Source organism: Vibrio cyclitrophicus (genome assembly GCA_023206055.1).
In the GTDB taxonomy this organism is placed as follows: domain Bacteria; phylum Pseudomonadota; class Gammaproteobacteria; order Enterobacterales; family Vibrionaceae; genus Vibrio; species Vibrio cyclitrophicus_A.
The window spans coordinates 988,246-1,010,680 of sequence record CP065367.1; the positions used below are offsets into that span (position 1 = coordinate 988,246).

The following is a 22,435-nucleotide window of genomic DNA, read 5'->3' on the forward strand; positions in this document are numbered from 1 at the left end:
TAACTAGGGATGGTGACTATGACTCAACATACGCACAACAGCATGATCGACACAGAGCGCATTGGTCGTTTACTTAAGTTGGAAGGTATCGACCTTTTAGAGTCAGCCGTGCTTACTTTACATCAGACCTTTGATACTCAATACACTAGCATCATTGAGAAGAAGCACTTCCCTGACCAAATCGTTCCTTTGGTGATCGCCCATTCTGGCCATGTCTTGCATGACAAAATCAATGCACGTCATGGTCAAATCTACCAACAAGCGGTCAATCAAAGACACCCAGATTGCTCTTTCGCTCAATACGTCGTCCAGTCATTACCGACATCGGCATTTAGGCAGGAAATCACCTCACAAAATTCCATCGCGATCCCGACTCGAACTCAAAGTGGTGAAGTGATGGGCGTGCTGTTTTCAACGTTTACCTCGCCTCTTAGTCCAGATCAGCAACAAGACGTGATAAAGCACCACCAATTGTTTTCCGACATCATCATCCATACGTTGAGAGAGATGTGGTTCAACGATCGTTCTGAACAACTGGTAAATCAACTAAGTTATGAGGTATCACACGACAGTTTGACTGGACTGCTAAACCGAAGCTGTTTATCAGATACCTTGGAGTCTATCACTCAACAAAGTGTCACTCCGTTTACATTAGCCTTGCTTGATATCAATAGCTTCAAAGCCATTAATGATATGTATGGCAATTATACTGGCGATAAAGTTCTTCAATTTGTCGCTGAAACGTTGCGGAGAACCTTCCCCGAGAGCAACCTGACTTTTCGTACAGCTGGCAATGAATTCGCCTTCATTACTTACCACTCAGATCCAATAGCAGTGTGCGAGCAGATACTGGCAAAAATTAGACAGGGTTATAGCAGCGTTGATATTAAGATAGATTTAGACCTCAGTATTGGAATTGCCAGTTCGGATGGAGACAACAAAGACGTAGAACAGATTATATTCAACAGTAGCTTGGCACTTAAAGAGTGTAAACACAGCCAAGAGACCCATATTCAATGTTATGACACCCACTTGAGGTCTCGCTACCAAAGAAAAACCGAGCTAATTGCCGCACTGCGAGATGAACTCGAAAACCCGATTTCACAAAGCTATACCCCCGACAGCAATGGAATGTACGTAGTTGTACAACCCATTGTCAGTCAAGGCGACACACAGTGGGAATACTTCGAGGTACTAACTCGCTGGAAGACTGCCAGACACGGTGACATATCGCCAGTGGAGTTCATTCAAGTGGCTGAAGAGTCCGGGCTGATTGTCGAGCTAGGTGAGCGTATTATTGAGTTAGTATGCCGCGCTAAAACCATCTTAGAACAAGGTTTAGGTTACAAGGTTAAGCTTGGGATAAACTGCTCCGCGCATGAGCTTACCGATTCTAAACGCTATATATCTTATCTCACTAGAACCATTGAAGAACATCACTTTAAAGCTGATGAGTTTGTTATTGAGTTAACCGAAACGGTGTTGTTGTCTCCAACTCAAGAGACAAAATCGGCACTAAACTTTTTGAGAGGGCAAGGCTTCACTATTGCATTAGACGATTTCGGTACTGGTTACTCTAGTTTGAACTATATTCACAGCTATCCCATAGATTGCATTAAAATTGATGCCACCTTTATCCGCAATTTGTTGACTAATTCAACCTCAGAAAGCGTTGTTTGGCTGATTATTCAGCTTGCTCATAGGCTCGATGTGTCATTGGTTGCGGAAGGCGTAGAGAAGCGTGAACAGCTAGAAAAGCTGCACGCAATGGGGTGTGACAAGATACAAGGATACCTCTACTCACCACCAATGCGACCTGAGGCTATCGTCAGCTATGTTACACATTCGGAGCCCTTGGCTTAGACCGCTATCTTTGTTTTAACCTAGGATCAAAAAAACCGCGAGAACATGACTCTACTCGGAGTGATGCTCTCGCGGTTTTAATTAGCGACTTGATGAGTAACAGCCTTATTCAGGGTTCTCTCAAAGAATCTAACTAGCTGTTATTAGATTGGGCTAAAGCGACCTTTAACAACTTATCAGCTTCATCTCTTGCTGCTACAAATGTCGCTTTTTCCTTTTTAGGCACAGAATCTGCCATTGGGATATTTGCTGTCATTGCATTGACAGGACGACCACGTTCAATCAGTTCGTAGTGCAAGTGTGCGCCAGTCACTCGGCCAGTTTTACCTGACAAACCAATACGCTGACCACGAGATACCGTTTGTCCTTTACGAACCAGAATCTTACTCAAATGTAGGTAACGTGTTTTGTACGTGCTGCCGTGCTGAATGACCACGTAGTTACCCGCGTATGGGTGCTTACGCGTCATAATCACTTTGCCGTCACCCGTTGCTTGAACCGGCGTGCCAATTGGCGTCGCGAAGTCGGTACCGTTATGCGGAGAGACTCGGCCTGTCACGGGGTGTAAACGCTTAGGGTTAAACTGAGAACTTTGGCGCCAACTACTGCTCACTGGGTAGCGTTGGAAAGCTCGTTGTAAGCTGTCGCCATTAGCATCGTAATATTGTCCGTCAGTGTGTAAGTACGCTGACACAACACGATTACGATTCATGATTTTAATCGCTTCGATTTCACGTTTGCCGGTTGCAACACCATCAACATATTGCGCTTTTTGAAGTACTTCAAACTGATCGCCAGCACGTAGGTCTCGGCTAAAGTTCAGCTTGTCTTTAAGCAGAGTCACAATATGGTCAATCTCAAGACTGCTCAGGCCAACCTTGTTCGCCGACATCGAGAAACTGCCTTGAATATCACCCACGAGAGGCTTTTGCTTCCATTCACCAGGAATAGAGATGTCTTCGAATTCGTAGCTGCCGTCATCAAGCAGTCGATAAACCACTTTGTCCGCGACGCTAAATTGAAGTTCCATTTTAGAAAGGTCGCCGGTCGCTTCATCACGCCAAAAGCGTAATATATTACCCGGACGAAGCGTATCTAAAGCAAGGAAGTTCAAATCGGTTTCCATCACGCTCATCATCGATTTATAAGAAAATCCAAGTTGCGTGAAGATGCTACTCAAGTTATCGCCCGTTTGAATTTGATACTCAAATGTCGGCGGCTCAATAACGGTAACAGAAGATGGTGACAGAATGGACTCAATAACGGTTGAGTCTGGTAGATCAAGCTCGATCGTTTTCGTCAGATTTGATTGCGAAGATTGCAGAGCAACTCCAATCGCTGCAATAAGTGGCAGTCCTAAAATAGCTACTTTTTTTACAGGTGAAAGCTCGGCAAACGGAGAGGAAAATATTTTTGAATACACGGTAAACAGGTCTTTCTACGATATAAAGGCATAGGATATGCTTTTCAAACGCATAAATCATCAATGCATTGTCATAATATGATGTGAATCAGCCCAACTTAACCTAAGTCATTGAGTTGTCGTAGGTGAAGGGCCATTAAACAAGAAATAAAATTAACCGCTAAATTTGAAAATAAAAAAGCAGAAACGGCTAGTTTCTGCTTTCTATTGGTTGACGTTATTCCGTTTCGAATAATTAATAAACGAAGCGAATTAGTCGCTGGTTTTAAGAAAAAGACTATGCGTTGACCGTCGACACTAAGCAGTTGTCTTCACCAAACTCATTTGGGATGTAACGGTCAGCATTCGCATCGTTCACCCATTGTTGGTCATTAACTAGGTAGCGGAATTGAAACTCGCCATCTTTCGGCAGACGAGTTTTAAACTTGTAAACCTTCCCTTTGGCCAGTTTTTTCATTGGGGTGGCTTTCCAATCAAGAAAGTCAGCAACGATGGATACAGAGTTCGCTTCCTGAGCTTCTAGCTCGAAAGTCACTTCAACTTCATCTTTCGTCTTAAAAAAACGTTTATTAATCATTCGCAAGCTCCATTTGTAAAAATAAGCAGACACAAAGCTAAGTGTGTCTAAATTTCATTCATCTAACTAAGATAATATGTAATTTGGCTCACATAAACAACAGATCCTTGCATTCACGAAAATGTTATTGCTTACCAATTGATTGCGTATCAAAAGAAAAACTCATTAACACCTTTTCAGAAGGGGGTTCTGCAAATGATTGTTCCGCAGAATGCTGAGTAAAGCCGATAAAACCTCCCCCAGTGAGTTTACTCTGTGATTGCGAATCTGGCTGTTGAACGACATCTAAAGTTTGAATTTGTATGCGGTCACCCAGTAAAAGCTGGTCGACTAACACGATACGGCTTCGTTGTTGATCGTGTTTAAACAGACCAAGGTAATAGAAAACACCACTGCCTTGATTCGACACCCACATAGGAGAAACAAAGAAGTTCGCCTGCCCTAGCGTAACACCTGAAAGATTTTTAGTATCTACTGTCACCACGCCACGTTCTGCTCCAGAATCATAACGACCAAAAGCAATTGATCTTGTTGTGTCCAATTCTTTAATAAAAGCAAATGCATTGGTTTCAGGCACTTTAATTGTCCATGGGTTGGTCGTCTTCAAATCAAAAACGGTTTCTACGACTGGGTCATAACTCACTTGAGCAGAAGGAAACTTCGCCAAGATCTCTTCATCACTTAAGCTAAAGCGATAAATACCCGCTACTATCACCACAACCAGCATGACAATTGGAATAAGTAGAATCAGAGGAATAGGTAAAATTTTCTTTTTCATGGGCAATTGTATTCTTTTGTTTTCATCCAGTTGTGCAGACCATAAAGGGCTTTAGTATAATTATCAATACAGGGTTAACCAGAAGTGGAGCATGGATGGATATCAATCATATTAAAGATAGAAATATCAGAAGTTGCGAATGCCGCTGTGGAGCCGTCAACCTAGTATGCCGAGGCGAACCTCAACGAACCTCAGTCTGCCATTGCTATGAGTGTCAAAAACGCACAGGAAGCGTGTTCGGTGTTCAAGCTCGGTTCCCAATTGAACAAGTCACACTCAGCGGAGAGGTAACCTCTTTCTCACGCATCAGCGATACAGGCAATGAAGTCACCTATCAGTTTTGCCCCAAGTGTGGCACCACCATGCTTTTGCAGTCGGTTGCCGCCGCCGATTTTTATATCGTCCCACTCGGATTATTTAAAGAGCAAGACTTCCCACTGCCGAGCTTTTCAGTTTATGAAGAGCGCAAACATGGTTGGGTCAAATTTGACCATCAAATGAGCCACTATAATTAGTGGCTACATCCCTCTAGCATTACGATACCACCTGTAAAGATACAAACTGCAATACTGTTGCCCAAGATCAAATATGAAAGCCCCGCAACGCTAGCGTATCTTTTCGCTAGCGTTATAATCTGCTCCTCTTTCTAACCCAGGGTGAACCACATGATTTCTAAACTACCTCGCTGGGTTGAATACGGCGCGCTGCTGTTAGCGGGCCTTGCTGGCAGCGTAAATTCTATTGGGTTACTTGGTTTCCAACATCAAGCTATCTCCCATATTTCCGGCACCATGTCTTTGCTGGGCAGTAGCCTGCTTACACCGACTTCGGCTTCTGTTCACCTCCTATTAGTAATCATGAGCTTCATGTTAGGTGCGGCGTTCAGCGGGTTCTTTATTGAAAACCAAGCATTGAAGTTAGGACGCCGTTACGGTGTTGCGCTATGTATTGAGGGTGGATTACTGTTTTTGGCGCTGTGGGCACTGTTGCAAGGCTATACTTCAGGCCAGTATTTCGCTTCAGCCGCTTGTGGTTTGCAGAACGCGATGATCACCACTTACAGCGGTGCGATCATTCGAACAACACACATGAGCGGGATCATTACCGATCTGGGAATCATGATCGGTGCTCGCTTGAAGGGGATGCCTTTTGACCGTCGTAAAGCCAAACTGCTGATGTTCATCGTTGTCGGTTTTCTATTTGGAGGCCTAACGGGCGCTTGCTTGTTCCAACGCTTCGAAATTTTAGCTCTGGCGTTCCCTGCTTCTTTCGCCTTCATCATTGCGTTTAGCTATTGGCTATACTTGACCTATCGAACTGAAACGCCAGTGAATTTATAAATACCTGGCAAAACATCCTCAAACTACGTAACATCCGCAACACTTTATTCTAAACTCTTAATACGTAGCAGAATAACCAGCATGAATATTTAGCGATATTTGATGAATAGTATTGCAAGCGATATTAATACTGGGTAATCTTGCACCCAATGAGAAAATACGGACGTTTAGTGAATAAAAATGCCAAGGATGTGGCTTTTTTACGTGTAGAAATTCGAGAACAATAACATGTCTAACAACACGAATACTGCTCAAACAGAGAAATCTAAAGGCAGTTTCTGGGTTTTCTTAATCCCATCATTGATTGGTTTATTCCTTTTCATGGCACCAATCAGCTACCAAGGCGATCTCACCATCCCTGTAGCGATCTTAGCCAAGTCAATTCAAGCGGTTTTCGGTGAATACCTAATCCCTATCATCACCGCGATCGTCGCTTTCATGTCTGTAGCTTCCGTTTTAAGCACCATTTTCAAACCTACATTCATTACATCCAATTCATTTTTAAACGGCCTTTTCAACCCATCTCCACTGTGGTTATTGGTTCGTTTGATTGGTGGTGCTGCGGCATTCATGGCGTTCTTCCAAGTAGGTCCAGAGTTTATTTGGGAAGAAAACACCGGTGGTTTAGTACTAGAAGGCCTACTTCCAACACTGTTCTCAGTATTTATCTTTGCGGGTTTGCTCCTGCCTCTTCTACTTAACTTCGGTTTACTAGAGCTGTTTGGCACCCTATTAAGTAAAATCATGCGCCCAATCTTTAACCTACCAGGTCGTAGTGCTATCGACTGTATGGCTTCTTGGTTAGGTGACGGCAGCGTTGGTATCCTTCTTACCAGCAAGCAGTACGAAAAGAAGTTCTACACTCAGCGTGAAGCTGCGGTTGTTGGTACGACTTTCTCGGCAGTATCGATTACATTCAGCCTTGTGGTAATTGCACAAGTAGAGTTAGAGCACTTGTTCCTACCTTTCTACGCAGCAATATGTTTAGCGGGTATTGTGGCAGCGGTAATCATCCCTCGCCTTCCACCACTAAGCATGAAGAAAGACACCTTCATTGACGGTAGCAAGCCGCACAAAGACGCTGACGCGATTCCTGCAGGTCACTCAACATTCTCTTGGGGCCTTGAGCTAGCAGTAAACAAAGCGTCACAAGTGAAGTCGGCTAAGTCTGTGTTTGGCGAAGGCGTTCGTAACGCTGTTGATATGGTATTTGGTGTACTGCCTGTGGTTATGGGTCTTGGTACTATGGCGTTGGTGATTGCGGAATACACTTCTGTATTCTCATTCCTAGGTCAGCCTTTCATCCCATTCCTAGAGCTACTTGGTGTACCTGAAGCCGTTGCAGCATCTGAAACGATCGTTGTTGGTTTTGCGGATATGTTCATTCCTGCGATTCTTGCGGCTTCTATCGACAACGAAATGACTCGCTTTGTTATTGCAGCAATGTCGGTAACTCAGTTGATTTACATGTCTGAAGTTGGCGCTCTACTTCTAGGCAGTAAGATCCCAGTGAACATCTTAGAGCTGTTTATTATCTTTATTCTACGTACTCTAATTACGCTTCCAGTTATCGCTGGTGTAGCTCACCTAATATTCTAAATTAGATGCTACTTATATAAGTAAATAGGCAAATAGAATTATAAGCCTCACTTTTGTGGGGCTTTTTTTGTACGAAATATATTCACACACCAACTCCAAAAATCAGTAATATATAAAGCTAGCATATCACTTGATTTCATATAAATTTTAACCCCTACCTCTTTTAAATCGAGAACGACGCACATAAACACAAAATTAATACATTATTAAATCCTTCCACCTCCAGATAAATCAATTCTTCAACTCATTGAAGCAAATACTAAAAATAACAAATATGTGATTTAGTGAATTTTGTATTGTTTGGGTTGTTGTATTTTTGTAGTCTATTTTGTGAAATTACATTCAAGTAAATTTCAATATCGTCGATATATATAATTAGAAAAATACGATTAACTTTAGTCTTCGCAAAGCCTGTGAGAAGGGGAAAACTCAATGAAATTTAGCCATAAGGTGGTTGCTGCATCATCAGCCTTGCTGCTAGTGACAGTATCATTGCTTTCAATACAACAACTTTACACCGTTAGAAGTGCTGTAGAGAATCACGTCAATGCGAGTCTTAATGAGATGGTCTCGGGCGTAAAAAATACCGTCGTATCCGAGATGAATGCCAAGAAAGCTTTGGCGCAATCGACGACAGAAGTCATCGAGATCAATCCTCAAGATCGTACTTACGTAAAAGAAATTTTAGAAAAGCCAAAGCTTAAAAACAGCTTCCTTGCGGTTGGTTTTGGCTATGAAGCAAACGGTTTCGTCATTGAAAATGATGATGGTTGGGAAGCAGGTCCAGATTACGACCCACGCATTCGCCCTTGGTATATTGATGCTAAATCCAAAAACAGTTTAGTTGTTACCGCGCCTTATGTGGATGCATCAAGTAAGAAGGTCATTATCTCAGTGGGTACGCCAGTTAAAGACAACGGCCGCTTTACTGCAGGTATGTTCTACGACCTAGAACTGACCAACCTTGCAAGCTTGGTCAACCAAGTGAACTTATTCGATGCGGGCTACCTATTCCTAGTGACAGCCGACGGCACAACGATTGCTCACCCAAATGCTAAAAACAACGGTGAAACGCTTTCAAGCTACATGCCTCAAGCAACTATTCGTGAAGGATCTCAAGAGATCGAAGTCGACGGAAAAATGTTCCTAGTTAACTTCACGCACATTCCAAGTGAAGATTGGTACATCGGCGCAATCCTAGACGAAGAGATCGCGTTCCAAACCGTCGAAGACCTGAAAAACAGCTCAATGATCTACTCACTAATTGCGGTGATTCTCAGTATCATTGCACTAACGGTTCTGATCCGCGTTTTGATGCGTCCATTGGATGCACTTAACCAAGCGATTCAAGATGTAGCGAGCGGACAAGGTGACTTAACTAAGCGTCTAGATACCAATACAGACCAAGAGTTCTCTGACCTAGCGAAAGGCTTCAACACCTTTACCGAAAACCTGCAAAATCAAATCATTCAATCGAAAGCGATTGGCGTTGAGATTAAGCGTGGTACGGAATTCACAGTGAAAGGTGCTGGCGAATCTGCAAATGCGATGAACACGCAACTGCAAGAGCTTGAGCAGCTAGCGACCGCAATGAACGAGATGGCGGTCACCGCAACAGAAGTAGCAAATAATGCTCAAGGCGCTGCGGCTGCGGCTCGTGAAGCAGACGAAGCAACGCTAGACGGAACCTCTGTCGTAAGTGAAACCACTCAAGCGATTGACAATTTATCTGAGCGTATCGACCAAGCTGTTGCAGAAGTACAAGTACTTGAATCAGCAACCGCAAACATCGAAACGATTCTTAAAGTAATCAACGACATTGCTGACCAAACCAACCTACTAGCACTGAACGCAGCGATTGAAGCGGCGCGTGCGGGTGAATCGGGTCGTGGTTTTGCAGTCGTAGCCGATGAAGTTCGTACTCTCGCGCAACGTACTCAAGAATCCACCACTGAAATTCGTAACATGATTGAGCAGCTTCAAGCCGGCGCAAGCTCAGTATCGAATGCGATGAACCAAAGTAAAGACACCGCAACTGACGCCGTTGAACGTGCTCAGCAAGCTAACTCTTCACTTGACCGCATTCGTGACGCGATTCAGCGTATCTCTGATATGAATATTCAGATTGCTTCAGCAGCAGAAGAACAGAGCTTAGTCGCGGAAGAGATCAACAACAACACAGTTAAGATCAAAGACCTTTCAACACAAGTATCAACAGCAGCTCAAGAAGCGAATACCGCAATGCAGCAGCAAACTGATAATGTTCGTGCGCAGGATGAACTGCTGAATAAGTTTACCGTGTAAGATTGCATCTAAGATGAAACCAATAAAAAAGGCATGCTTAATCATTATTTGAGCATGCCTTTTCTTTTACGAATCAATAATTACAAACCTCTGATTTCCTGTCTATTTTCAGCCTAAATGCAACCATCAGCTATTCGTAATCAACATCATACATTGGTTAGGTTCAACCTTAATGGTTAAACCCTTGTCTGCACATTCAAACACGTTACCAGACAATAAATCCGTCACATCACCCGTCCAAGTTAGTGATGCCGTTTTACATCGCTTAGATTTATTAATCACCACAATGCCTTTGTCTCCACGAACAAACACCAACAAATCATCATTCGCTTCAACCACACGCATTGCTTCGCCATGAACATGATTATGAAATTGAATCATATTTTTCATGTAAGGCGCTTGCCAGTCGTTAAGCCATCGAGGTTGGCCGTTCTGATCCAGAATACCGCTCGTGCTTAATTCACTGTAAACAAGCGGCACACCGCCATCTCGACCCAGAATGAAGGCATGTGCCAATCGCTCATCCACTTCATCCATCACATGCTCCAAAAACACCTCGTTATTTGGAATATCATGAGTGACGGCAAAGGTGATGGCTCTCATGTTCGATAGAGCCTGACCAAAACAGTAAGGGTTAATCAGCGACTTAAAACTGCCCTGCTCTTCAAAGGCTTTAAAAATAGTATTGAACAGAGGGAAATCGTACGCACCTAAGCGCGTGTGTTTCAGGTATGGCTCAAGGAACAGCTCATACTCTTCTTCCGTCGCACCGCCATCGGTAATGATCTCGCCAAAGATGTGCATTTCTTCACAGATATCATCAGTCCACACCTTGCGTAGGTGTGACAGTGTCATGTGTTTCGCAGCATCAATGCGGAAACCTTTAACACCAATCGCTTTCAAGGCTTTTAGATACGCTCGCTGCTGCGCAACCACATTGTCATTGTCTAACAGTGTTGGCAAGCCAGGGTCGCTGGCTCCACCAGTAATACGTCCGTTTTGCACTTCCCAAGTGTCTTTCCAGTTTTTGATACCAAACGCTTCTACAAAGTCGTTTTCATCAAATAAAGGCTTAGAAAGATCACCAAATAAGCGTATAGATTTGTAATACTCAGAGTCTTGTTGGTAAGACGCCATGTCTTGTTGATTGGGATACGTCAAATCACCGCGGATACCCGATTCGTTGGCCATGTGGTTGAACACCACATCCACATAGGTACGAAGCCCATGTTGCTTTAACGTGTTCACCATTGCTGTGAAGTCTTGCGTGTCACCAAGTTGATTATCAATCACACGGTAGTCTTGTGGCTGGTAACGTTGCCACCATTGGGTGCCAGAATCTCGGTCGCAACCTTTAGGGCCGCGCAGCGATTTCATTGCCGGTGATACTAAAACCGATTTATAACCCAACTCTTGGATCAGCGGGGCGTTCTTCATTACGTCAGCGTAGCACCAGTCAAAGGCATGCAATATGACATCTGTCGCCGGATTGCCTAACATAGCTGAACTCTCCATGTTGTTCTCCTACCAAACTCGTTTACAGCTTTCTAGATAAATACAAAGGCTAAAAGGCAAAGCTGCATAAATTTCCTTAAGAATGATATTTATTATATGAGTTACTCATTAAAACCCCTCCTCCTCCCACCGATTAGTCGCGGCGGATAGCTAAGGGCGTAGCCCCAATTATCGCATAACGTTTGGGATGAACACTCAGCCATTGTGCTTTTAAATGCGCCAAAAAGTGACAAAAAAGGAGCGTATATACGCTCCTTATATTCAATCTAACACATATTTGAGACTAAGTTCTGTAAAGAACCTTCACCACATGCCAACCAAATTTTGTTTTTACAAGATGCGGTACAAGCGTCTCGCCAGAGAAGCAAACCTTATCAAACTGAGGAACCATTTGGCCTTTCTTGAACTCACCTAGGTCGCCGCCCTTTTTACCAGATGGACAGGTTGAATGTTTCTTTGCTAGCGTTTGAAATTTAGCGCCCTTTTTAAGCTGTGTCATGATGTCTTCTGCTAGTTCTTTATGCTTCACCAAAATATGAAGCGCTGCTGCTGTTCTTGCCATGATAATTCTCAGTTTGTTGCTGTCTGCTTGTCGACTTACCATCGACAGCGAGTATTTAGCGTGATTTTAACCCAAGAACCACCATTCTTCACTCTATAACCGAAAACAACTGCTTTAAAGAGCGTTAAAAACCGCATAGTGACTTGCTGCGGCTTCCATTTCCCTTTAAATTAATCCTTATAAATTAAGCGCGTATTAAGTAGGAGCCACTTATGGCCAAACCGATCAGTAAAGCGAGTCAGTCACAGGGAATGTTGATGTTCAAGTTATCCCTCACTCAAAGTTTTGCGATTGGCACGCTTAAGGTCAGAGAAATCGTCCCTTTTCAGCCGATGACTCAGATCCCCTACTCTCATCACCACGTCATTGGCACAGTCACCATCCGCGATCTTACGGTTCCAGTGATTGATATGTCTGCAGCGATTGGCTTCCGCCCGATAACACCAGCTGAATACCAAGATTGTGTGCTCATTGTGACCGATTGTTTAAGAACGGTCGTGGCATTCTTGGTTCGTTCGATCGATAAAATCATTGAATGCGACTGGAAGAGTATTGAATCGCCACCCGCGAGTGTAGGCCGCAACGTGTTTGTGACTGGTATTACTCGTTTTGAAGATCGTATCGTGCAAATGCTCGACGTAGAGTTATTACTCTCTAAGATCTACCCTGCTTATGAGAACGCACATATTCCAATGCTGACCGATATAGAAAGGGAACGCCTCAAAGCGCTGAACATCTTATTGGTTGATGATTCTTTGATTGCGCGTAAGCAACTATCTGATGCCTTAGACAGCATCAACATCCCTTACAGCATTTGTAATAACGGCTTAGATGCAATTGACCTGATGCGACGCCAAGCTAGCGTAGGCAATGCGATAGACCTTCTTGTGAGTGATATTGAGATGCCGGGACTGGATGGTTATGAACTAGCCTTTGAGGTACAGAATGACAGCGCACTGAGTCATGCTTACTGTATTTTGCATACCTCATTATCAAGTGAGATCTGTGTTGACCGTGCCAATCAGGTGGGGGCGCATGAAGCGCTTGAGAAGTTCAATGCGGGTGAGTTAATCGAAGCCATGCTACGCGGTGCAAAAGTCTTAAACGAAGCCTCTACCGCTGCTTAGACGCTACTTTCGAAGCTAAACCAGCATCATGCTTAATGTTTTAGCTTCTTAGTCTCTTCTTTCTTCAAATCTTAATAAGAATAGAGCTAACCGTTAGTCTTTGTTTTCTGGCTTAGACTTTTTCGGCATAGAGTAGCTCTTACTCACGAATTCCACTTCCTCTACCTCATTGACATGATTAGTGAAAGACGCCAATGCATACAGTGTGTTCGCAACTAAGTTAGCGTATTTAAAAAGAATCGGATCCGGTGATTTTTTACTTTCGTGGTGCTCAACGCTCACCAAAGTTCGCACCACTTTTTTAGCCTGGCAACGACACAAATGAAGCTCACTCGATACTCGATTTCCACCGGGTAATACAAAACCTTTGAAGCCACCTTCTAGCTGCTCACGGATACGGTGGTAATCTTGCTTAAGCTCGATCAGTTCGGATTCAGTAATCGCTAACTTCCCACGTACGGAACCATTCAAATGATAGATGTTCGGCTGCAGGCGTTGCAGGATCTCGCGAACTTGTGGTTCCAATTCCAATGAAAGAACCAATCCAACTCGGCAGCAAAGCTCGTCCGACAGAATCTCAAAATCACAGATAGGACTGTCTTCATAAATAAACGGGTAGCAGAACTCGTCCCAATCTCGACTTACTGGTTTCACGTACCGATCCTTACACATAAATATAATCAGACGCCAATATACCAAACTCTTTGACTTAGACATAAAAAAGCCCTCACATTGGAGGGCTCCTAAAGAAATCGGTTAAACGAGCTTATTCATTAGACACTTTTTTATGGCCTTCTTGCAGGTGAACGAAATCCACCAAATCGTCGCCAGACACTTGGTATGCCTGACCAAAGCCTTTCACAAACAGGCCGTTCTCTGCTTTAAGGTTGAATAGAGAGAAATCTTGAAGCTGGCTCAAACCATCGATGATTTCGCCAAAACGCTCTTGCATCTGGCCAATCACTTGAGTCCAAAGTTCTGTTTCACGCTCTACAACACTTGCTTGAGCATCAAACGTTAAACGCTTACGTGCATAAAGTTGCTTCGAACTCTCTTCATCTTCAATCATCATCAAAGACACTTGAGGGTTTGCTTTCAAGTTACGAGCATGACGAGCAATATCAGAAATTAGAACAAAGTAACCTTCTTGGTTCTGAACGAAAGGTGCGTAACTTACGTTCGGGCGACCTTCTTGATCAACCGTTGCAAGTTGAAGGGTACGGCGCTCTTGGCGAAACTCTTTAATTTCTGGACCTAGGCGACCTTGTAGACGTTCTTGTTTTACTTGCTGTTCCATGGGTAATTCCTTTATTCACTTTCTCTGATTTATTATTTTTGCCCGAGGTTGAGCGATCATTAGCGAACTAAACGATCCTCGAGCATTGATATCTTGTGTAAGCCAGTTGGCAACCCTATGTAAGATTGCTGCTGATTATTTACTATTGACTGTACTTAAGCTTGTTCTTTTAACGCTTTGAAGCGCTCTACTTGATCAGCAATAAGCTCTCGCTTTTCATTGCGGCCTAGGTAGATCTTAAAAATGTTCTCGCCGGTTTCACTGAAGAAGCCGAAGTAATGACTTTCACGACCCATGAACGCCTTGCTCACCAAACCGATATGTTTAACGTTATCAAGTTTTAGGTGACCATGAAGCTCGCCCTCTTTGCCCATCAGGTTGTAGTAACCGCGCGCTACTTTACCTTTCGGGAATGGTGCTTTTACTTCAAAGATAGAACCAAATGAATGCACGATAGTGGTCACAGGCCCCCAACCAACTAAACCTTCTAGAATCTCTTGAGCACGGCTGCCATCTAGCATTACCGCCATGTCGTTTGGAAAAGCAGCAACCACTTCAACTTCTGAAACACCTAGCTTCTCAGCAATTGCTGTCGGCAGTAGTTTTGGCTCTTCTTCTAAAATTAGAGCTACGCGTTGTTCTAGAGTTTCTGTCATTTCTAATGTTGTATCTGTCATTGAATATGTTCCGTATAAACGAGTAATTTACGTAAGTTATAAACTAAAAATTCGATATTAAGCGTGCTTCAAACTTGCATGCGGGTGTACGCCCGAACCTGACGCTTTAGGCGCTGGATGAATTGCTTGGTATTCAGCGTTAAGCACTTGAATTACACTCTGCGCTAGGCTTACCGCCCAAAAGCTGCCAGCAATAGTCAGGCTCAGATAATCTTCCGAAAGCTCAACTAGACCGTTCTTTTCCCAATGCAAAAACAGAGGCTTCAGATAATCGAACGTGTCTTGTCCCATAAAGGTCGGTAACGTACTTCTTCTAACAACACCAGAATCAAAACCGGCCTTCAATGAAGAGAAGGTTGGCTCTAGTGAACTTTGCTTCGTCATCATGGCAATAGGTAATTGACCTTGCTTTATAGACTCCATGTAACTGTCTAAAGTTCGATGTTGCATCACACCGTGACCGCCAATGTTGCCACCAGCACCACAACCAATTGGAAGAACCTCGGCATAGGTTTTCGCTAAGCTGTTGTAAATGCTGCGTTCGCGGTTATCACGAGTCCAGTGATTCACACTCAGTTGCTTGACCTTATTTTTTGTCATGAACTCGACCCCAGCCAAGTACATGCTCGCTTTATCTGGCGTATTTGCTGGTGGTGGAATTTTTCCTTTCTCAACGAGATTAAGCATAGGAGCATTACCCCCAACAATCAGTTGGTAGAGATCAATACCGTGTGCACCAGTAGACATGTAGTCTTCTAAATCTTGTTGGAACACTTCCATTGTCTGGTATGGCAATCCGTATAACAGATCAAGAACGATTGGCGCTTGCTCGGTACGACTCAAAGCACTGATACGTTCTAGCACAACCTCACGGTCATCTAGGCGCTTAGCACTGCGTCGCACTTGAGTATTAAAACTTTGAATACCGAATGAGAAACGATTGAAGCCACCTTCAAGCGCACGATCAAACATCTCGTCGCCAAATCGATTGATACGCCCTTCCAATGTCATCTCAACATCGTTTGCTAGTGGGAAATATTGGCGAATAGCCTTACCTAATTGCTCTACTTGTTGAGGCGATAAATCGGTAGGTGTTCCGCCACCAATGTAGACGGCATGAAATAATCCAGACTGAGCCCAAGGCGTTTTGGCTTTTTGCTTCAACTCAACCATCAGAGCATCGAAGTACTCATCCACTAATTTGCGGCTTGCGGCATTTTGGAAGAAGTTACAGAACGTACAGCGCACACGGCAGAAAGGAATGTGGATATACAAGCAACGCTTATCCTGTTTTTTCCCTTCGCTTAGCATCAGTTCATCAAAAAGCTCCAACTTCTTACTCGGGTCGACCGGAATTGAACTTCCTCCGGCATGTGCGGAATGCTTTTTCGCAAACGCAAAACGAAGCGGATCAGGGCTAGAAACACCCAAGATTGATTCGTCAAATTTATAAATATCAAGACTCATATAATCTCTCTAAACACTTACATAGCAAAGTCTGGAAGACTATTCGCTAAAAACTGAGAGAATCATAAATAGACGCAAATGATAATGCAATTGATAATTGATCTTATTTAGATTTTGAGCAATAATCCGGTATAGATTTTAGATTTGGTAAAGGATTGAGAGTGAACGTTCCTAGATATGTTATTGCAGGCGGTGCATCGTTAGTGATTCATGCAGCGCTATTGTTTGTAGCTCAAGAATCCAAAGTATTCGCGATGCCTGCAGGTAGCCAATCGAACACGGTATCGATCAACTTCACGCCTAAGAGCACGCCTTCTCAAGCTCAACAAAAAACCATCACAGAACCGGTTGAACCAGAGCCAATCAAAGAAACCGTATCACAAGCAGAACCTAAGCCTGTCGAACCGAAGGCAGCCGAACCAAAGCAAGCCAAACCGACACCGAAGAAAAAAGCGATCACCAATAAGCCTCAACCCAAAAAAGTAGAGAAAAAGGTTGTTGAAAAGAAACCAGTAACAGAGAAAAAGGTCGTTAAGAAAAAACGCCCAGAACCAGAGCCAAAGTCCAAACCAACGCCTCAACCAGAAAAGTTGGCCAACAAGAAAGTCGATAAGAATATGGACGAATCTGCCAACCAGCCTCAGGAAGTAAACCAAGGCGTATCAAACCAAGAGCCAGTTTTGGTCACTAAACCTTCGTTCTCTGCGCGTCCTACCCCACCGAATTACCCTCGCCAAGCAAGACGCCGTGGCGTTGAAGGTGTCGCGACTTATGAAATCTGGCTAGACGCTGAAGGTAAACAAATCAAACAAGCATTAGTAAATTCATCAGGCGCACTAATGCTCGACAACGCCGCTTTAGACGCCATTAAACAATGGAAATTCTCACCTCACACTGTCAATGGTCGAGCGATTGCTCACCGAGTACAAATACCTGTTCGTTTTAGGTTGGATTAATCATGCAACAAATCAGCTACTTACAAGATCAACTGGGCTTAATGACTTGGCCTCTTCTTATCTGCTCAGCATTAACAGCAATGATCATCGCAGAACGTGTCTTCCAAGTTATGTTAAGCATTGGCGTTGGCAAACGTGCCATTCGTCGCGAGTTAAACCAAATCTCACCAACCAACAGTAAAGAGATTGAAGCGCTCGCTCAATCGATTTCAGGTAAACGACCGCTACTGTACAAGGGCGTATCGATGTTGCTTGCTCACCACTCTTTTTCGAAAGGGCTACGTGAAGATGCTGCTGGGATTTGGCTTCAAGAAAAACGCCACCAGCTTCATGCTGGATTGAGGCTGCTTGGTTTGATCGGCGTGATCAGCCCACTCATCGGCTTGCTTGGTACGGTACTTGGGCTTATTGAGATGTTCAAAGGTGTAGCAGCTACGACAGGAAGTATTACACCGAACGATCTAGCTGACGGCCTTGGCTTAGCAATGAGAACCACAGCGGCAGGCTTGATGATTGCGCTTCCTGCGATCTCTGGCGCTCAACTACTTGGGCTATGGGCCGACCGAGTACTGGCTCAGTTAGAACATACTCTGAACTATGTGAATGTGTGGCTAGAAGGCATGTCGATTCAAACCAATCACTCTGACGAGACTAAAGGCTCATCAGTAAACACTATCGGTGATGTGAGCCAAGCATGATTAAAACGCCCCACTCATCAAGCACACAAAGCTTAGCGCCGGACTTAACACCGCTGCTCGACATCATTTTTATCGTGATGGTTTTTCTATTGCTTACAGCATCGGTAAAGCTGGAGTCACTAGAAGTTGAGCTGCCAAGCTCGGATGTCAAAAACGTCTCTGAAGTCCACAAAGACTCGATTAGCGTCAACATCCTAGACCGCGAACCCTACTGGGCGATTAACGGCCAAGAATACATCGACTGGGAAAACTTCAAGATTGCCCTTTTAGAAGAGACAGGCTCAACGGATAAAAAGCCGATCATCATTGGCGCAGATAAAGCGGCCAACGTGGAGAACCTAGTGAAGTTGCTTTCATTCCTTCAAGAAAACGGAATACCAGCGACTCAACTGCTCACTGACGATGGCTAGAACAACACTCAATTTTCACGAGGTTTGGCTTCTGACCGATAAGACTGAACAATCAGAACTAAGCCTCTCTCTCAATTCGAACTCACAATGCGAACGGACTGCTCACTGAGTATCGTCGCGATACAAAAAGAAAATAGAAAGAACTTATTATGAACAACTTAAACGTGCTCAATAAATTAAAGACCAAGACACCTCTTCTTTCATTGGCAGCAATCAGCCTGGCACTTAGTGCGTCACCTGCAATGGCTAACGACGCTGAACAACCTCGAATCATCAGTGCTGGCAGTGCCGTTACTGAATTGGTTTTAGCGTTGGGTGCTGAAGAGCAGTTAGTCGCGATTGATGTAACCAGCCACTTTCCTCAAGCAGAAAACCTGCCAAAGATTGGTTATCACCGAAACCTGTCTGCAGAAGGCTTACTTGCTCTGGAACCAACCACGTTGATTGGCTCTGATGAAATGGGACCAGACAACGCGATTTCTCAACTGAAATCGGCGGGTGTCGATGTCGAAATCGTCAACACCGAAGCGAATGTTGAAGGGCTATTAAAGCGTATCGACCAAATCGCAAAGATCACCCATACTGAAGCACACTCACAGCAAGTTAAAGCTGAAGTAAATCAGAAAATTGCAGCACTGAAAGCAAACCAAGTATCAAGCAACGAAGCAAAGAAGGTGCTTTTCCTATTGCTACATGAAGGTCGCCCTGCGAACGTTGCCGGTGGTGAGACTTCACCAAACGCGATCATTGAGTTAGCTGGCGGTATCAACCCTGCAGCTCAAAGCCTAACGTCTTACAAGCCATTGTCGATGGAATCACTGGTAGAAATGCAGCCAGATGTCATCTTAGTCAGTGGTCGTAGCTACCAAAAAATGGGCGGTGCTGATGCCATCCTTAAATCGTTGCCTATGTTAGCTGCAACGCCTGCAGGTATGAACAAGCAAATAATTACCGTAAATGGCAGTGCTTTGGTTGGCGGGCTTGGTCTCGAGAGCCTTTCAGAAGCTAAGCGATTAAACGCACTTATCTATCCGCTATAACTTATCTACCCGCTATAACGCGACTCCCCTATTTTTACTGTTGCTAGTCCAGTGCCCATCACCAGTTTGCCTTTCGCAAAGTTGGTGATGGATATTGAAGTAGTGACGGACATTGAGGCCCTTTATGTTGTTACGATCCGTCCCGCTGAAAACATCGATGCTAGGCCTAGGTGCTGCTCTAATCTTCATCGCACTGTTTTCAATCACTGTTGGGCCAATGAACATTAGCTTAGCGGACAGCGCTACGAGCTTAATTCAACCAAACAATGACTTAGCACCTCACATTAACTTAGTCATTCAAGAGATTCGCTTACCTAGAACCATCTTGTGTATGTTGATTGGTGCGATTCTCGCGTTATGTGGTGCTGTTTTGCAGGGCTTATTTCGAAACCCGCTTGCTGAGCCTGGGATCATCGGTGTATCTGCTGGTGCGGCGCTAGGTGCAGCTCTGGCCATCGTGCTTTTCTCTGAGCTATCGCTTCGATACCCTGCTTTCATGAACTTTGCTGCGGTTCCTGTGTTCGCTTTTCTTGGCGGCGCTTTAACCACGCTGCTGGTGTATAAGCTGGGCACGGGTAAATTCGGCACCTCTGTCACCATCATGTTGTTGGCGGGTGTGGCGATCAGTGCGCTATCCGGTGCTGGTATTGGCTTCTTGAATTTCATTGCTGATGACCAAATGCTACGCGATCTTTCATTGTGGTCGATGGGTTCATTAGCAGGTGCAAAGTGGTCGGGTATTTTACTTGCTGCAATTACACTCGTTAGTTTATTTGTCGTGTTCTACCGCCAAGCAATGTCTCTAAATGCTCTATTACTGGGCGAGTCAGAAGCACAACACCTTGGTATCCCAGTACAAAAACTCAAGCGAAAGCTAATTCTACTGACGGCTGCGGGCGTTGGTATCACGGTTAGCCTGTCTGGCATGATTGGTTTTATTGGATTGGTTATCCCGCATTTAGGTCGCATGTTAGCAGGCCCTGACCACCGAGTTCTGTTGCCACTATCAGCGGTACTAGGCGCACTACTGTTAACCGCCGCAGACATGTTCTCACGCGTGGTACTTGCTCCGGCAGAGCTGCCAGTAGGCATTGTCACTGCGATTATCGGCGCTCCATTCTTCTTGTATCTACTATTTCAACAGAAAGGGAGAATCCTTTAATGTTTCCTTCAGCGTTAAAAGCGACCGATATCGAAGTGAAGTTCGGCAATAAAGTGATATTAGATGGCGTTTCTATTGAGATTGAAGCGGGAAAGGTAACCACACTGCTTGGGCCAAATGGCGCAGGTAAAAGCACGCTGCTTAAAGCTTTGTGCCAAGAGATATCAAGCAACGGTGATATTCAATACTTTGGACACAGCAAAGACAAGTGGCCTTCTCACAAGTTAGCTAAGCACCTTGCTATGCTTCCTCAACACAGCACCTTGACCTTCCCATTCTTGGCACATGAAGTTGTCGAGCTTGGTGGGATTCCTCTGCAAGAATCCAACAAGAAGCTGACCTGCATTGCTAGCCAAAAAATGGATGTTGCTGATGTGACTCACTTGAGTAAAAGGCTCTACCCTTCGCTATCTGGCGGTGAAAAACAACGTGTTCACTTAGCTCGAGTATTAACTCAGCTTCACCACTCTGGTGACCAATGTATTTTGATGCTTGATGAACCAACGTCTGCACTGGATCTTGCCCACCAGCACAACACCTTAAAGATTGCGAGAGAATTAGCCGATAACCACAATGCCGCGGTTATCGTGGTTTTGCATGATCTCAACTTAGCCGCGCAGTATTCCGATCGATTGGTGGTGTTGAAAGATGGCAATTTAGTGTGTGATGGCAAGCCTTGGGATGCGCTGAAACCTTCGATGATAGAAGATGTGTATGGTTACAAAAGTATCGTAGAAAAACACCCAACCATGAGCTTCCCTCAGGTTCACCCCGCGCAATAATTCCGATTAAGGATCGACTCATTTTGAGTATTCGTTCTTAATAACAATGACGTAATCTTAAGCCTCGATTTTTTCGAGGCTTTCTTATTGGCTCACCGCTACTCTCTCGGCTTATATTCAATTTTATTAACAACCGTAGCAGCAAACACCAAAACGCCTCACCTTGAGCGTTTGAGGCTCTAGAAATGCACACTACCCTTTAGAGTTACTTAACTTTTAACACTGGAGAGGGAAACAAGGCTTGAACGTAAGCATATAAAAAGAAAAGAAATAACTTCATTCAACACATCAGAAATACAGCGACATCGGTGTGGGGGATTGAGAAAAAAACGCACAAGAAGTGAAACTACAGGCACAAAAAAAGCCCCCGCAGGAGCTTCTTTTATTGAGTGCTGATTATTGGCTCATACGAATCAATGATTTACCAATCAACCACTCTAGTTCTTTACCGCTAGTATCGCCAAACTGAGTTTCAGTCAGCTTGTATAGACGATCAATACCGTTTGCAGCGAACTCATGTGCGCTCTCAGCAGTAACGATATGATGGAAAAGTAAACGTAAGATTGCTAAGAACTCTGCGTCTTCAAGTGCTGCAACCCAGCTAGCTGAAAATGCGTCAAGGCCATTTTCGAAGTCAATGTGTTCCATGAACATCTTGAAAATACGACCGTCTAGAGCAGCAGTAAAATCCGTTTTCTTTGGAAAGTGATGACTTATACCTGTACGAGAAACACCCGTTTGTTGACTCAACGTCGTGTATGACATCTTGTCGTAACCCAATCTTAGCAGCTGGTCTACAACGGCATCCATGATTTTCTGGATCGTGATTTCTGTATCTTCTTTACTACGCTTTGGCAT

22 protein-coding genes are annotated in these 22,435 nt (G+C 44.2%); 12 read left to right on the forward strand and 10 right to left on the reverse strand.

Going from position 1 to position 22,435, the window contains the following annotated elements; genetic code table 11:
- The first annotated feature begins 18 nt into the window (after window positions 1-18).
- Complete coding sequence (locus tag ITG09_20010) at window positions 19-1,863, forward strand: EAL domain-containing protein (GenBank protein ID UPR53676.1); 1,845 nt, start codon at window positions 19-21, stop codon at window positions 1,861-1,863.
- Window positions 1,864-1,996: 133 nt separating this feature from the next.
- On the opposite strand, the gene ITG09_20015 is transcribed toward ITG09_20010, so the two are convergent.
- The 3 genes from ITG09_20015 to ITG09_20025 form a co-directional block, all read right to left on the reverse strand.
- Entirely contained in the window at window positions 1,997-3,286 is a 1,290-nt protein-coding gene (locus ITG09_20015) for a peptidoglycan DD-metalloendopeptidase family protein (GenBank protein UPR53677.1), read from the reverse strand.
- A gap of 277 nt (window positions 3,287-3,563) precedes the next feature.
- Window positions 3,564-3,863, reverse strand: coding sequence for an isoamylase early set domain-containing protein (locus tag ITG09_20020; protein UPR53678.1), 300 nt, complete (start codon window positions 3,861-3,863; stop codon window positions 3,564-3,566).
- A gap of 124 nt (window positions 3,864-3,987) precedes the next feature.
- Window positions 3,988-4,641 (reverse strand): hypothetical protein, encoded by a 654-nt coding sequence (locus ITG09_20025; GenBank protein UPR53679.1) that lies wholly within the window; start codon window positions 4,639-4,641, stop codon window positions 3,988-3,990.
- Window positions 4,642-4,673: 32 nt separating this feature from the next.
- Here ITG09_20025 and ITG09_20030 point away from each other — a divergent pair, with 32 nt between their 5' ends.
- From ITG09_20030 to ITG09_20045, 4 genes are all read left to right on the forward strand, one after another.
- Entirely contained in the window at window positions 4,674-5,156 is a 483-nt protein-coding gene (locus ITG09_20030) for a GFA family protein (protein UPR53680.1), read from the forward strand.
- Between the two features lie 150 nt (window positions 5,157-5,306).
- The gene (locus tag ITG09_20035) at window positions 5,307-5,981 is read left to right on the forward strand and encodes a DUF1275 domain-containing protein (protein ID UPR53681.1); all 675 of its coding nucleotides are present in this window, start codon (window positions 5,307-5,309) and stop codon (window positions 5,979-5,981) included.
- Window positions 5,982-6,209: 228 nt separating this feature from the next.
- Entirely contained in the window at window positions 6,210-7,580 is a 1,371-nt protein-coding gene (locus tag ITG09_20040; GenBank protein UPR53682.1) for a YjiH family protein, read from the forward strand.
- 432 nt (window positions 7,581-8,012) lie between these two features.
- Window positions 8,013-9,884 (forward strand): methyl-accepting chemotaxis protein, encoded by a 1,872-nt coding sequence (locus tag ITG09_20045; GenBank protein ID UPR53683.1) that lies wholly within the window; start codon window positions 8,013-8,015, stop codon window positions 9,882-9,884.
- 126 nt (window positions 9,885-10,010) lie between these two features.
- On the opposite strand, the gene ITG09_20050 is transcribed toward ITG09_20045, so the two are convergent.
- The gene (locus tag ITG09_20050) at window positions 10,011-11,399 is read right to left on the reverse strand and encodes an alpha-amylase (protein UPR53684.1); all 1,389 of its coding nucleotides are present in this window, start codon (window positions 11,397-11,399) and stop codon (window positions 10,011-10,013) included.
- A gap of 283 nt (window positions 11,400-11,682) precedes the next feature.
- A complete protein-coding gene (locus tag ITG09_20055; protein ID UPR53685.1) occupies window positions 11,683-12,003 on the reverse strand; it encodes a peptidylprolyl isomerase in 321 nt (106 codons plus the stop codon).
- A gap of 170 nt (window positions 12,004-12,173) precedes the next feature.
- Here ITG09_20055 and ITG09_20060 point away from each other — a divergent pair, with 170 nt between their 5' ends.
- The gene (locus ITG09_20060; GenBank protein UPR53686.1) at window positions 12,174-13,088 is read left to right on the forward strand and encodes a chemotaxis protein CheV; all 915 of its coding nucleotides are present in this window, start codon (window positions 12,174-12,176) and stop codon (window positions 13,086-13,088) included.
- A gap of 93 nt (window positions 13,089-13,181) precedes the next feature.
- On the opposite strand, the gene ITG09_20065 is transcribed toward ITG09_20060, so the two are convergent.
- The 4 genes from ITG09_20065 to ITG09_20080 all read right to left on the reverse strand — a co-directional run bounded on the left by ITG09_20065 (window position 13,182) and on the right by ITG09_20080 (window position 16,529).
- Complete coding sequence (locus ITG09_20065; protein UPR53687.1) at window positions 13,182-13,742, reverse strand: ATP:cob(I)alamin adenosyltransferase; 561 nt, start codon at window positions 13,740-13,742, stop codon at window positions 13,182-13,184.
- Between the two features lie 112 nt (window positions 13,743-13,854).
- Window positions 13,855-14,385 carry a heme utilization protein HutZ gene (gene hutZ, locus ITG09_20070; GenBank protein UPR53688.1) on the reverse strand — a complete coding sequence of 177 codons (531 nt, stop codon included), beginning with the start codon at window positions 14,383-14,385 and terminating at the stop codon, window positions 13,855-13,857.
- A 155-nt stretch (window positions 14,386-14,540) separates the two neighbouring features.
- On the reverse strand, window positions 14,541-15,062 hold the full coding sequence (gene hutX / locus ITG09_20075) for a heme utilization cystosolic carrier protein HutX (protein ID UPR53689.1): 522 nt from the start codon (window positions 15,060-15,062) through the stop codon (window positions 14,541-14,543).
- 57 nt (window positions 15,063-15,119) lie between these two features.
- On the reverse strand, window positions 15,120-16,529 hold the full coding sequence (locus ITG09_20080; GenBank protein ID UPR53690.1) for a heme anaerobic degradation radical SAM methyltransferase ChuW/HutW: 1,410 nt from the start codon (window positions 16,527-16,529) through the stop codon (window positions 15,120-15,122).
- 161 nt (window positions 16,530-16,690) lie between these two features.
- Between ITG09_20080 and ITG09_20085 the strand changes: the two genes are divergently transcribed.
- The 6 genes from ITG09_20085 (at window position 16,691) to ITG09_20110 (ending at window position 21,577) form a co-directional block, all read left to right on the forward strand.
- Window positions 16,691-17,485 (forward strand): energy transducer TonB, encoded by a 795-nt coding sequence (locus ITG09_20085; protein UPR53691.1) that lies wholly within the window; start codon window positions 16,691-16,693, stop codon window positions 17,483-17,485.
- 2 nt (window positions 17,486-17,487) lie between these two features.
- Window positions 17,488-18,183 (forward strand): MotA/TolQ/ExbB proton channel family protein, encoded by a 696-nt coding sequence (locus ITG09_20090; protein ID UPR53692.1) that lies wholly within the window; start codon window positions 17,488-17,490, stop codon window positions 18,181-18,183.
- Window positions 18,180-18,593, forward strand: a complete 414-nt coding sequence (locus ITG09_20095; protein UPR53693.1) for a biopolymer transporter ExbD — start codon at window positions 18,180-18,182, stop codon at window positions 18,591-18,593. The genes ITG09_20090 and ITG09_20095 overlap by 4 nt, the downstream gene beginning before the upstream one ends.
- A 149-nt stretch (window positions 18,594-18,742) precedes the next feature.
- On the forward strand, window positions 18,743-19,633 hold the full coding sequence (locus tag ITG09_20100; protein UPR53694.1) for an ABC transporter substrate-binding protein: 891 nt from the start codon (window positions 18,743-18,745) through the stop codon (window positions 19,631-19,633).
- 124 nt (window positions 19,634-19,757) lie between these two features.
- Window positions 19,758-20,795, forward strand: a complete 1,038-nt coding sequence (locus ITG09_20105) for an iron ABC transporter permease (protein ID UPR53695.1) — start codon at window positions 19,758-19,760, stop codon at window positions 20,793-20,795.
- Window positions 20,795-21,577 carry a heme ABC transporter ATP-binding protein gene (locus ITG09_20110; GenBank protein UPR53696.1) on the forward strand — a complete coding sequence of 261 codons (783 nt, stop codon included), beginning with the start codon at window positions 20,795-20,797 and terminating at the stop codon, window positions 21,575-21,577. The genes ITG09_20105 and ITG09_20110 overlap by 1 nt, the downstream gene beginning before the upstream one ends.
- Before the next feature lie 396 nt (window positions 21,578-21,973).
- Here the strand turns inward: ITG09_20110 and ITG09_20115 are convergent, their stop codons facing one another.
- The gene (locus ITG09_20115; GenBank protein UPR53697.1) at window positions 21,974-22,435 is read right to left on the reverse strand and encodes a TetR/AcrR family transcriptional regulator; all 462 of its coding nucleotides are present in this window, start codon (window positions 22,433-22,435) and stop codon (window positions 21,974-21,976) included.